The following is a 12666-nucleotide window of genomic DNA, read 5'->3' as shown; positions in this document are numbered from 1 at the left end:
CGTGCCCCCCACCGGGTCACGTGCCCGCGTGCCCTCCTGCTCGCCTCCCTGCGGCGCGCCCGCACCCCCCCGCCCCCGCACGCTCCCCCCAACACCGCCCACCCCACCCGCCGCGTCCCGCGGAACAGGGTCTGGTCGTCCGGTTCGCGACGGGCGCGTGGCAGGGTTGAGGTCTTGATCGTGGAGTTTCGACCGTCGGAGGGCGCACCGTGGATCAGCTGGCGCTGCTGCTCGTCTTGCTGCTGGGAGCCGTTGTCACGGTGCCGCTGGGGGACCGGCTCGGGCTGCCCGCGCCGGTGCTGATGACGCTGGCCGGTATCGGCATGGCCCTCCTGCCGTTCGTGCCCAATGTGGAGATCCCGCCGGACTACATCCTGCCGCTGGTCCTGCCGCCCCTGCTCTACGCCTCCGTGCAGCGCACGTCGTGGCGGCAGTTCGCGGCCAACCGGCGCCCCATCTTCCTGCTCGCCGTGGCCCTGGTGTTCGTCACCACGGCCGCGGTCGCCGCCATGGCCAACGCCCTGGTCCCCGGGCTGCCGATCGCCGCCGCCGTCGCGCTCGGAGCGCTCGTCGCGCCGCCCGACCCCGTCGCCGCGACCGCCGTCGCCGGTTCGCTCGGGCTGCCCCGCAGGCTCGTGTCGATCCTGGAGGGGGAGGGGCTCTTCAACGACGTCACCGCGATCGTGCTGTACCACGTGGCGATCGCGGCGGCGGTGAGCGGGACGTTCTCCTGGCCCTCCGCCGCGGGCCGGCTGGTGCTGTCCGCCGTGGTGGCCGTGCTCGTCGGGCTGGTCCTCGGCTGGCTCACCAACAAGCTCATGGTGCTGCTCGGCGATGCCACGCTCCAGACCGGCCTGACGCTGCTCGTGCCCTTCGTCAGCTATGTGCTGGCCGAGGAGATGCTCGGCTCCGGCGTGCTCGCCGTCCTCACCACCGCGCTCTTCCTCGCGGAGAACGCCGTCGACGCCGACGACGTGCTCGGCCGCATCACCGGACAGACGTTCTGGCAGATCGTCGACACCCTGGTGACCGGCGCCGCGTTCGGGCTCATCGGGCTCGAACTGCACAACGTCTTCGGCATCGCGAGCGGCCGCGAGTGGGAGATGTTCGGCTGGGGCGCGGCGGTCGTCGGGGTCGTCGTCGGCGTACGGCTGCTGTGGCTGCTCCCCGCGACGTGGCTCGCCAAGCGGCTGCACAAGCGCCGGGACTACGACGAGGACATCCCGACCAGCTGGCGCGAGACCGTCGTCATGTGGTGGGCCGGTATGCGCGGCGTGGCGTCCGTGGCGCTCGCGCTCGCCATCCCGCTCAAGACGGACGACGGGTCGCCGTTCCCGGCCCGTGACGAGATCATCTTCATCGCCTTCTGCGTCATCATGGCGACCCTCGTCGTGCAGGGGCTCACGCTGCCCTGGCTGGTGAGGAAGTTGCGGGTGCAGGCCGACGCCGGCGCGGAGCGGGAGCTGGAGCGCGATCTCGCGATGCGCGCCGCCAAGGCCGCCAAGCGCCGCCTCAAGGAGATCGAGGAGGTCGAGGAGCTGCCGGAGGAGGTCTCCGAGCGGCTGCAGCGCGGCGCCTTCGACATCGGGGCCAGGATCAGCCCCGACATCGTCGACGCGGAGCGGCGCGAGCGGTACGCCAGGCGCGTGGACCGCCTGAAGGCCGTCCAGCGCATCCAGCGGGAGATGATGTCGGCCGCCCGCCACGAGGTCCTCGCGGCGCGCAGCGAGCCCGGCGCCGATCCGGAGATCGTCGACCGGGTGCTGCACCACCTCGACGTACGCAGTCTGCGCTGAGACGGCGGACGGCCCGGGGGCTCAGCCGCGTCCGGTGCGCGGCATCTCCTGCACCAGGGGGCGCGGGCCGTGGCCGTTCGGTGACGGCTCCGCCCAGGCCGTGGTGATCCGCGGCAGCGCGTACGGATGGTGTTCCGTCAGCCACTGGACCATCTGTTCGCGCACCGTCACCCTGACCGTCCAGATGTCGTCCGCGTCCTTGGCGGTGACCAGGGCGCGGACCTGCATCGTGCTCGGCGTCGTGTCCGTGACGGCGAGGCCCCAGTCCCTGCCGTCCCACGCCGCGCAGTCGCGCAGGATGTCCCGGAGCTTGTCGCGCATCTGGTGGACCGGCGCGGAGTGGTCCAGGTGGAAGAAGACCGTGCCGGTCATCTGCGCGCCGCCGCGGGACCAGTTCTCGAAGGGCCGGGACGTGAAATACGACACGGGCATCGTGATCCGGCGCTCGTCCCAGGTGCGGACGGCCAGGAATGTGAGGGTGATCTCCTCCACGGTGCCCCACTCGCCGTCCACGACGACGGTGTCTCCTATCCGCACCATGTCGCCGAAGGCGATCTGCAGTCCCGCGAAGAGGTTGCCGAGGGTGGACTGGGCCGCGACACCGGCCACGATGCCGAGGATGCCGGCCGAGGCCAGCAGCGAGGTCCCGGCGGCCTGCATGGCGGGGAAGGTCAGCAGCATCGCCGCGACCGCCACGACACCCACGATCGCGCTGACCACCCGCTGGATGAGCGTCACCTGCGTACGGACCCTGCGGACGCGGGCCGGATCGCGGTGGACCGCGGCGTAGCGGGCGTACGAGGACTCCACTATCGCCGCGGCGATCCGCACCACCAGCCAGGCCGTGGACCCTATGAGCACCAGGGACAGGATGCGCCCGATGGCCTGTGAGTTGTCCTTGGCCAGCTCCGCCTCTCCGTAGGAGGCTCTCAGCAGGGCGGCACACAGCACGACGTGGAAGGGCACGCGGCAGCGGCGCAGCAGACCCCACAGCGGGGTCTCGTGATGCTGTTCGTCGGCCCGGCGCATGGCGAAGTCGACCAGCCAGCCGATCACCACCGTGAGCACGACCGAGCCGCCGATCACGATCAACGGACGCAGTACGTTCTCCATGGCTCCGAGGGTAGGGGTACCGCCTCCGTACCTCCGCAGGCAGGGGGTGCCAGGTTCATGACAGAGAAAACGGGGTACCCGGCCCAGATGGCACGATGAACCCCATGAACATCATGCTTTTCCACTCGACGTACGGGCTGCGGCCCGCGGTGCACGAGGCCGCCGACCGGCTGCGCGCCGCGGGGCACACGGTGTGGACCCCCGACCTCTTCGAGGGGCGCACCTTCGACACCGTCGAGGAAGGCATGGCCTTTCAGGACGAGCTGGGCAAGGACGAACTCCTGAAGAGGGCGGTCCTGGCCGCCGCCCCCTACTCCGAGCGAGGTCTCGTCTACGCGGGCTTCTCCCTCGGCGCCGCGACCGCGCAGACCCTCGCGCTCGGCGACGAGAAGGCGCGCGGCCTGCTGCTCCTGCACGGCACCTCCGACATCGCGGAGAACGCGTCCGTGGACGAGCTGCCGGTGCAGCTGCACGTGGCGGAGCCCGACCCGTTCGAGTCCGACGACTGGCTGAGCGCCTGGTACCTCCAGATGGGGCGCGCCGGGGCCGACGTCGAGGTCTACCGCTACGCGGGCGCCGGGCACCTCTTCACCGACCCGGGTCTCGACGACTACGACGCCGAGGCCGCGGAGTCGGCGTGGCGCACGGCGCTCGGGTTCCTGGAGACGCTCTGACGGCCTCCGGCGCACCCCCGGGCGCTCAGCGCACCGGTTCGTGCACCCGCTCCACCTTCTGCGTGCCGCTGAGCGTGCGGTAGGAACGGACCCAGGACGAGGTCGCCTCGGGGTCGGTCCGGTCGGAGAGCGTGTAGTAGTCCATCTGCGCGCGCTCGGCGGTGACGTCGAGGACGCCGTAGCCGTGCGAGTCCATGTCCAGCCACTTCACATGGCGGTTGGCCGTCTTGAGAGCCGCCACGGCCGCGAGGGAGACGGTGTGCGGGGCGACGTCGAGCATGTCGTCGAGGTTGTCCGAACTCACCGAGGTGACCACGAACTCCGTGGCGACCGAGGGCGACAGGGGATACGTCGCCGCCCTGGCCGGCACGTTGTTCGCCCACGCCATGTGGATGTCACCGGTCAGGAAGACGGTGTCCTGGATCTTGTTGTCCCGCAGGTGGGCGAGGAGTTCCTTGCGGTCGTCGGTGTAGCCGTCCCACTGGTCGGTGTTGATGGCGAGACCCTCCTTGGGCAGGCCGACCAACTCCGCGAGAGGCGCGAGGAGATGGGCGGGGAGGGAACCGAAGGCGACCGGCGAGATCATCACCGAGGTGCCGACCAGCTTCCAGGCGGCGCCCGAGGACGTGAGGCCCGACTTCAGCCAGTCGAGCTGCGCGCGGCCGGTCAGCGTACGGTCCGGGTCGTCCACCGCGCCGCTGCCGGTGCCCGCCTGCTGGGAGCGGAAGGACCGCAGGTCGAGCAGGTGCAGATCGGCCAGCCCGCCGAAGCGGATGCGGCGGTGGACCGTGCCCTCGGTCGAGGGGCGCACCGGCATCCACTCGAAGTACGCCTGCTTGGCCGCGGCCATGCGCCCCGCCCAAGGGCCCTCGGTCGCGCTGTGGTTGCCCGCCCCGCCCGACCACGTGTTGTCCGCGAACTCGTGGTCGTCCCAGATCGCGATGACCGGGTGCGCGGCGTGCATCGCCTGCGCGTCGGGGTCGGTCTTGTGCACACCGTGCCGGACGCGGTAATCGGCGAGCGTGACGATCTCGTGCCGGGGCTCGTGCTGACGTACGACGTTCGCGGCGGCCGGGTACTCGCCGCTGCGGTACTCGTATATGTAGTCCCCGAGGTGCAGCACCGCGTCGAGTTCGGTGCGGTCCGCGAGATGGCGGTACGCCGAGAAGTACCCCGCCTCCCAGTTGGCGCAGGAAACCACGCCGAACCGGACGCCGTGCGCGGTGGCGTCGTACGCGGGGGTGGTGCGGGTGCGGCCCACGGGGGAGTGCACCGGGGAGGCGTCCCCCACGGAGAAGCGGAAGTAATAGGTGGTCGCAGGGCGCAAGCCCCTTACGTCGGCCTTGACGGTGTGGTCGGAGGCCGCACGCGCGGTGGTGCTCCCGCTGCTGACGGTCCGGGAGAAACCCCTGTCTTCGGCCACCTCCCAACGCACCGTCACATCGGGGCCCTTGCCCGAACCTGGCACGGCGTCGGGCGTCGGGGTCACACGGGTCCACAGCAGGACACCGTCGGGCAGCGGGTCGCCGGACGCGACACCGTGCAGGAAGGCGGGGCCCTCGGCGGCGTGGGCGAGGGGCGCGGCGGCGAGCGGGGCCGCCAGTGCGGCAGTGGCGGCGGCGGCCTTGACGACCGTGCGGCGACTGGGAGTTGAGGCACCTATGGGTGCGGCAGGGAGACGACTGGTCACGAGTGATCACATTACTGACCAGTACCGCCGAAGAGCGGGCCAACCGGGAAAGTCGGCCCGCTCTTCGGTGAGAAACGGCTGATGTGCCGCTGAGGAAGGGCTGGTGGACTACTTCGTGACGCCCGCCGTCTTCAGCGCCGCCTTCCAGGCCTCCGGGGTCTTCGGCGTCTCGATCACCTTGCCGTTGACCTTGATCGTCGGGGTGGACTGCACGCCCTCGGCGTCCTGGAAGGAGTCACTCATCTTCACGGCCCAGGCGTCGTAGGTGCCCTTCTTGACGGCACTCTCGAACTTCTTGTTGTCCTTGAGCGCGTCGACCGTGTCGGCCACCTTGAGCAGTTCGTCGTCCTCGGCGAACGTGTCGCTGGACTCCGCCGGGTGGAACTTCGCGGAGTACAGGGCGGTCTTGTACTCCAGGAATGCGTCCGGGCTGACGTCCAGGGCGGCGCCGAGCGCGCTCAGCGCGTTCTTCGAGCCTTCGCCGCCGAGGTTGTTGTCGAGGAACGTGCCGATGGTGAAGGACAGCTTGTAGTCGCCGTCCTTCATGCCCTTGTTGACCGTCTCGCCGATGGACTGCTCCATGACGGCGCAGCCGGGGCAGCGCGGGTCCTCGTAGAGGTGCACGGTGTTCTTGAGGGAGGACTTGCCGAGGGTGAGCGTGGTGCCGTTCTTGCCCGAGGTGTTGGCCGGGGCGACCACCTTCGCGTCGGCGGCCTTCTCCCACTTCGTGGGGTCGCTCGGCTTGTTGGCCTGCATCACGGCGTAGCCGACGCCGCCCGCGATCGCGATGACGCCGACGATCGAGACGCCGACGATCGCCGCGCGCCTGCGCTTCTCGCGCTTGCGCTCGGCCTCCTGCTGGAGGCGAATCCGCTCGCGGGCGGCGGACTTGGCGGCCTGGCTGTTGCGCTTGCTCATGGTCTCTTCTTCTCCGTGTGGGTGACTGCGTGGGGGTGTCGTGCTCAGGCGAAGGCAGCCGAGCGCGGTGGTCCACGCCGTCCCACGAAGTGCACCAGCAGGCGCGTGCGCGTGACGCGCGCCCGGCGCTCGGGGCGCGGCAGGCGGCGTACGGGTGTGTGCGTGGCGGTCACCGAGGCGACCGCGATGAGCAGCGGACGGAACGTCGCCGCGGCGACCGCGCGCAACAGCTGGGCCAGGGCTTGTTCCCCGCGCCGCAGCCAGGCCGCAGCCAGGAGCCCGACGCCCACGTGCGCCCCGAGCAGCAGCCAGGCGGCGCCCGGGTCGGCGTCGGCGAGCAGCGCCGCGGCGCCGCCGTGGCCGTCGGCGGTCATGCGGGCCAGCGGAGTGCCGACCGGCGTACCGCCGCACAGCATGTCGAAGCCGACGGAGCGCAGCGGTCCCGCGACCGGGCCCCCCGCCTCGCCGTAACAGACGTGCTGGCCGGCGGTGAACACCGTGTCGGCCGCCAGCTCCAGCGGGATCAGCAGGGCGGCGATCCGTCCGTAACCGCGCTCGCGGCCCGCCAGCGCGTACGCGAGGACGAAGACGGCGGTGGCGATCGCCGCGACGGTGGTCAGCGGCAGGGGGACCCGGGACAGCAGCACGTGCGACGCGGCGGAGAGCGTCACGACGAGTGCCGTGAACAGCGCCGCGCGCACGGCTCTGAGCTGGGTCCCGGATATGTCCATCGCGGAGGAGTGTGCCATGGGTTCCTGTAGGAGACCCCTAAAGGGTGCCCAAGAGTTCCCCTTCGGCCCTCCAGGGCGCCTACAGGCCCGGGATGCGGCCGTTGCGGAACAGGTCGACGAAGATCTGGTGGTCGGCACGCGCGCGTGCGCCGTAGGTGTGCGCGAAGTCCACGAGCAGCTCCCCGAAGCCGGCCTCGTCGCCCGCGATCGCGGCGTCGATGGCGCGCTCCGTGGAGAACGGCACCAGGTCCGAGTGGCCGCTCTCGTCGTCCGCCGCTGCGTGCATCGTCGCGGTGGCCCGGCCGAGGTCCGCGACGACCGCCGAGATCTCCTCCAGGTCGTCGATGTCCGACCAGTCCAGGTCCACCGCGTACGGCGAGACCTCGGCGACCAGCTGGCCCGCGCCGTCCAGCTCGGTCCAGCCCAGCCACGGGTCGGCGTGCGCCTGCAGGGCGCGCTGCGAGATGACCGTGCGGTGCCCCTCGTGCTGGAAGTAGCCGCGCACCGCGGGGTCCGTGATGTGCCGCGAGACCGCCGGGGTCTGCGCCTGCTTGAGGTAGATCACGACGTCGTTCTCCAGGGCGTCGCTGTTGCCCTCCAGGAGGATGTTGTACGACGGCAGGCCCGCCGAGCCGATGCCGATGCCGCGCCGGCCCACCACGTCCTTCACGCGGTAGGAGTCGGGGCGGGTGAGGGAGGACTCCGGAAGCGTCTCCAGATAGCCGTCGAAGGCCGCGAGGACCTTGTAGCGCGTGGCGGCGTCCAGCTCGATGGAGCCGCCGCCCGGCGCGAAGCGGCGCTCGAAGTCGCGGATCTCGGTCATCGAGTCGAGCAGCCCGAAGCGGGTCAGGGAGCGCGCGTCGCGCAGCGCGTCCAGGAGGGGGCCCTCGGCGGTGTCCAGCGTGAAGGGCGGCACCTCGTCGCTCTTGGCGCCGGTCGCGAGGTCGTGGACGCGCTCGCGGTACGCCGCGGCGTAGGTCCGCACGAGGTCGGAGATCTGCCCGTCGCTCAGCGCCTTCGAGTAGCCGATCAGGGCCACGGAGGCGGCGAAGCGCTTCAGGTCCCAGGTGAAGGGGCCGACGTAGGCCTCGTCGAAGTCGTTCACGTTGAAGATCAGGCGGCCCTGGGCGTCCATGTACGTGCCGAAGTTCTCGGCGTGGAGGTCGCCGTGAATCCACACCCGGCCCGTGCGCTCGTCCAGGTACGGCCCGCCGTGCTGCTCGCGCGCCAGGTCGGCGTAGAACAGGCAGGCCGTGCCGCGGTAGAACGCGAAGGCGGAGGAGGCCATCTTGCGGAACTTCACGCGGAACGCGGCGGGGTCCGCGGCAAGCAGCTCGCCGAACGCGGTGCCGAAGACGGCGAGGATCTCCTCGCCGCGCTGATCGGCCGTGGGCTGCGGGACGGACATCGCTGGGTGCCTCCTGGTTACAGGGTCGTACGGGACAGGGGTGGGCGGGTGGGGGCGGAGATTCCGCCCGTACCGGGCAGGCGCTCCGCCTCTTCCAACGCACGACCGTACTCCCGAGTGCCCACCCGCTGTCAGCGCCCCGGATTAGACTTCGTCGCTGTCCCCCCCAGACTGCCCGCAGCCTGTCACCAACCGTTCTCCGGAGGCCTCCCACCGTGACCAAGCCGCCCTTCACGCACCTGCACGTGCACACCCAGTACTCGCTGCTTGACGGTGCCGCGCGGCTCAAGGACATGTTCAAGGCGTGCAATGAGATGGGCATGACGCACATCGCCATGTCCGACCACGGCAACCTCCACGGCGCGTACGACTTCTTCCACTCCGCGCAGAAGGCGGGCGTGACGCCGATCATCGGGATCGAGGCGTATGTGGCGCCGGAGTCGCGGCGCAACAAGCGCAAGATCCAGTGGGGCCAGCCGCACCAGAAGCGTGACGACGTCTCCGGTTCCGGTGGTTACACCCACAAGACGATCTGGGCGGCGAACAAGACGGGCCTGCACAACCTCTTCCGCCTCTCCTCGGACGCGTACGCCGAGGGCTGGCTCCAGAAGTGGCCCCGCATGGACAAGGAGACGATCTCCCAGTGGTCGGAGGGGCTCATCGCCTCCACCGGCTGCCCCTCGGGTGAGCTGCAGACCCGGCTGCGTCTGGGCCAGTACGACGAGGCGCTGAAGTCGGCCGCGGAGTACCAGGACATCTTCGGCAAGGACCGGTACTTCCTGGAGCTGATGGACCACGGCATCGAGATCGAGCGCCGGGTCCGCGACGGCCTCCTGGACATCGGCAAGAAGCTCGGCATCCCGCCCCTGGTGACGAACGACTCGCACTACACGTACGCGCACGAGTCGACCGCCCACGACGCCCTGCTCTGCATCCAGACCGGCAAGAACCTCTCCGACCCGGACCGCTTCCGCTTCGACGGCACCGGTTACTACCTGAAGTCGACCGACGAGATGTACGCGATCGACTCCTCGGACGCCTGGCAGGAGGGCTGCCGCAACACGCTCCTGGTCGCCGAGCAGATCGACACCACCGGGATGTTCGAGAAGCGCGACCTGATGCCGAAGTTCGACATCCCGGAGGGCTTCACCGAGGTCACCTGGTTCCAGGAGGAGGTCCGCCGCGGCATGGAGCGCCGCTATCCGGGCGGCGTCCCCGAGGACCGCCAGAAGCAGGCCGAGTACGAGATGGACATCATCATCCAGATGGGGTTCCCGGGGTACTTCCTGGTCGTCGCCGACTTCATCATGTGGGCCAAGAACAACGGCATCGCGGTGGGCCCCGGCCGAGGCTCCGCGGCCGGCTCGATCGTCGCGTACGCCATGGGCATCACCGACCTCGACCCGATCACGCACGGTCTGATCTTCGAGCGGTTCCTCAACCCCGAGCGCGTCTCCATGCCTGACGTCGACATCGACTTCGACGAGCGCAGGCGCGTCGAGGTGATCAGGTACGTGACGGAGAAATACGGCGCCGACAAGGTCGCCATGATCGGCACGTACGGAAAGATCAAGGCGAAGAACGCCATCAAGGACTCCGCGCGCGTGCTCGGATATCCGTACGCGATGGGCGACCGCCTCACCAAGGCCATGCCCGCCGACGTCCTCGGCAAGGGCATCGACCTCGACGGCATCACCAACCCCTCGCACCCGCGCTACAGCGAGGCGGGCGAGATCCGGGGGATGTACGAGAACGAACCGGACGTCAAGAAGGTCATCGACACCGCCAAGGGCGTGGAGGGCCTGGTCCGGCAGATGGGTGTGCACGCGGCCGGCGTGATCATGTCCAGCGAGCCGATCGTCGACCACGCCCCGATCTGGGTGCGCCACACCGACGGCGTCACCATCACGCAGTGGGACTACCCCCAGTGCGAGTCGCTCGGCCTGCTCAAGATGGACTTCCTGGGCCTGCGCAACCTCACCATCATGGACGACGCCGTCAAGATGGTGAAGGCCAACAAGGGCATCGAGCTGGAGATGCTCTCCCTCCCGCTCGACGACCCGAAGACCTTCGAACTGCTCTGCCGCGGTGACACGCTCGGCGTCTTCCAGTTCGACGGCGGCCCGATGCGCTCCCTGCTGCGCCAGATGCAGCCCGACAACTTCGAGGACATTTCCGCCGTCTCGGCCCTGTACCGGCCGGGCCCGATGGGCATGAACTCGCACACGAACTACGCCGAGCGCAAGAACGGCCGCCAGGAGATCACGCCGATCCACCCGGAGCTCGAAGAGCCCCTGAAGGAGACGCTCGGCCTCACCTACGGCCTCATCGTGTACCAGGAGCAGGTGCAGAAGGCCGCCCAGATCGTCGCGGGCTACAGCCTCGGCGAAGCCGACATCCTGCGCCGCGTGATGGGCAAGAAGAAGCCCGAGGAGCTGGAGAAGAACTTCGTCCTCTTCCAGGCGGGCGCCCGGAAGAACGGCTACTCCGACGAGGCCATCCAGGCCCTGTGGGACGTCCTGGTCCCCTTCGCCGGCTACGCCTTCAACAAGGCGCACTCCTCCGCGTACGGCCTGGTCACCTACTGGACCGCCTACCTGAAGGCGAACTACCCGGCCGAGTACATGGCCGCGCTGCTCACCTCGGTGAAGGACGACAAGGACAAGTCGGCCGTCTACCTCAACGAGTGCCGCCGCATGGGCATCAAGGTCCTCCCGCCGAACGTGAACGAGTCCGTGCACAACTTCGCCGCCCAGGGCGACGACGTGATCCTCTTCGGCCTGGAGGCGGTCCGCAACGTCGGTACGAACGTGGTGGAGTCGATCATCCGTTCGCGCAAGGCCAAGGGGAAGTTCACCTCCTTCCCCGACTACCTCGACAAGGTCGAGGCGGCCGCCTGCAACAAGCGCACCACGGAGTCGCTCATCAAGGCGGGCGCGTTCGACACCATGGGCCACACCCGCAAGGGCCTGACCGCGCAGTACGAGCCGATGATCGACAACGTGGTCGCGGTGAAGCGCAAGGAGGCCGAGGGCCAGTTCGATCTTTTCGGGGGCATGGGCGACGAGACCGGCGGCGACGAGCCGGGCTTCGGTCTCGACGTGGAGTTCTCCGAGGACGAGTGGGAGAAGACGTACCTGCTCGCCCAGGAGCGCGAAATGCTCGGCCTGTACGTCTCCGACCACCCGCTCTTCGGCCTGGAGCACGTGCTCTCCGACAAGGCTGACGCGGGCATCGGCCAGCTCACCGGCGGGGACTTCTCCGACGGCTCGGTGGTCACCATCGGCGGCATCATCTCCGGCCTCCAGCGCAAGATGACCAAGCAGGGCAACGCCTGGGCGATCGCCACCGTCGAGGATCTCGCCGGCTCCATCGAGTGCATGTTCTTCCCCGCGACCTACCAGCTGGTGTCGACCCAGCTCGTCGAGGACGCCGTGGTCTTCGTCAAGGGCCGCCTCGACAAGCGCGAGGACGTGCCGCGGCTCGTCGCGATGGAGCTGCAGGTCCCCGACCTGTCGAACGCGGGCGCCAACGCACCCGTGATCATCACCATCCCGACCGTCAAGGTGAGTCCGCCGATGGTCCACCGGCTCGGCGAGGTCCTCAGCCACCACCGCGGCAACAGCGAGGTGCGGATCAAGCTGCAAGGGGCGCAGAAGACCACGGTGCTGCGGCTCGACCGGCACCGCGTGAAGCCGGACCCGGCGCTCTTCGGCGACCTGAAGGTGCTGCTCGGCCCGTCCTGCCTGGCGGGCTGAGCGGGGCCCGCCCGCCACGGCGGATGAACGCATACGAGGGGCGCACCCGCACGGGGTGCGCCCCTCGGCCGTGCCTCACGATGTGCGTCAATTGTGGCCGAAGCGGCGCTGCTGCTTACGGGCAACATCAGCGGGGCTGCCCTGCGCGTGCGACTCCATGGGCGACTGGGCCTCGGCGGCGGCCGACTTGGCCTGCTCCGATGCCCGCTCGGCCGCCGAGCCGCGATTCTCCTGGCTGCCCTGCTTGCGATTCTTGTTCTTGGCCATGGTGATCTTCCTCCTGAGGGGAATCCGGGGGCCATGACGCGACCAGACTCACATATGCCGACAAGCCGCGCATTTCGGAGAATCACCGTGTGTGATAAGGGGCGCCGACGCGGAAAACACGGGCTGCCCGTGCGGGAAGCGGTGATACGCCACGCCGAAGATCGAGTTCCGCCCGTTAACCTCCGCCAGGTCGGGCAGACTCGAAGCAGACCCGACGCGGCCCCGCACGCGCACCCCTGATTCGTTCCCGTAACAGGGTGTGTCCGTGGGCCTTCGAGGGAACGTCCAGGAACCTCCGGGCACTTTTCAGG

At 69.6% G+C, this 12666-nt stretch carries 9 protein-coding genes; 3 read left to right on the top strand and 6 right to left on the bottom strand.

What is annotated here, in order from left to right:
* The first annotated feature begins 209 nt into the window (after positions 1-209).
* Complete coding sequence (locus J2N69_RS08850) at positions 210-1796, top strand: Na+/H+ antiporter (RefSeq protein WP_230900238.1); 1587 nt, start codon at positions 210-212, stop codon at positions 1794-1796.
* 21 nt (positions 1797-1817) lie between these two features.
* Here J2N69_RS08850 and J2N69_RS08845 read toward each other — a convergent pair whose 3' ends face one another.
* Entirely contained in the window at positions 1818-2909 is a 1092-nt protein-coding gene (locus tag J2N69_RS08845; protein ID WP_230900237.1) for a mechanosensitive ion channel family protein, read from the bottom strand.
* A 104-nt stretch (positions 2910-3013) separates the two neighbouring features.
* Here J2N69_RS08845 and J2N69_RS08840 point away from each other — a divergent pair, with 104 nt between their 5' ends.
* A complete protein-coding gene (locus J2N69_RS08840; protein ID WP_230900236.1) occupies positions 3014-3583 on the top strand; it encodes a dienelactone hydrolase family protein in 570 nt (189 codons plus the stop codon).
* Positions 3584-3608: 25 nt separating this feature from the next.
* Here the strand turns inward: J2N69_RS08840 and J2N69_RS08835 are convergent, their stop codons facing one another.
* From J2N69_RS08835 to J2N69_RS08820, 4 genes are all read right to left on the bottom strand, one after another.
* On the bottom strand, positions 3609-5273 hold the full coding sequence (locus J2N69_RS08835; RefSeq protein ID WP_230900235.1) for an alkaline phosphatase D family protein: 1665 nt from the start codon (positions 5271-5273) through the stop codon (positions 3609-3611).
* A gap of 108 nt (positions 5274-5381) precedes the next feature.
* Positions 5382-6191 (bottom strand): DsbA family protein, encoded by an 810-nt coding sequence (locus tag J2N69_RS08830; protein ID WP_230900234.1) that lies wholly within the window; start codon positions 6189-6191, stop codon positions 5382-5384.
* A 44-nt stretch (positions 6192-6235) separates the two neighbouring features.
* On the bottom strand, positions 6236-6922 hold the full coding sequence (locus J2N69_RS08825; RefSeq protein ID WP_230904646.1) for a hypothetical protein: 687 nt from the start codon (positions 6920-6922) through the stop codon (positions 6236-6238).
* 79 nt (positions 6923-7001) lie between these two features.
* Positions 7002-8330, bottom strand: a complete 1329-nt coding sequence (locus tag J2N69_RS08820) for a DUF2252 domain-containing protein (protein ID WP_230900233.1) — start codon at positions 8328-8330, stop codon at positions 7002-7004.
* A gap of 215 nt (positions 8331-8545) precedes the next feature.
* Here J2N69_RS08820 and dnaE point away from each other — a divergent pair, with 215 nt between their 5' ends.
* Entirely contained in the window at positions 8546-12088 is a 3543-nt protein-coding gene (gene dnaE, locus J2N69_RS08815; protein WP_230900232.1) for a DNA polymerase III subunit alpha, read from the top strand.
* An 87-nt stretch (positions 12089-12175) separates the two neighbouring features.
* On the opposite strand, the gene J2N69_RS08810 is transcribed toward dnaE, so the two are convergent.
* On the bottom strand, positions 12176-12355 hold the full coding sequence (locus tag J2N69_RS08810; protein ID WP_127913255.1) for a hypothetical protein: 180 nt from the start codon (positions 12353-12355) through the stop codon (positions 12176-12178).
* Positions 12356-12666: the final 311 nt, after the last annotated feature.

It is taken from the genome of Streptomyces huasconensis, assembly GCF_021028635.1.
GTDB lineage: Bacteria > Actinomycetota > Actinomycetes > Streptomycetales > Streptomycetaceae > Streptomyces > Streptomyces huasconensis.
This window is presented reverse-complemented; position numbering and strand designations above follow the sequence as displayed.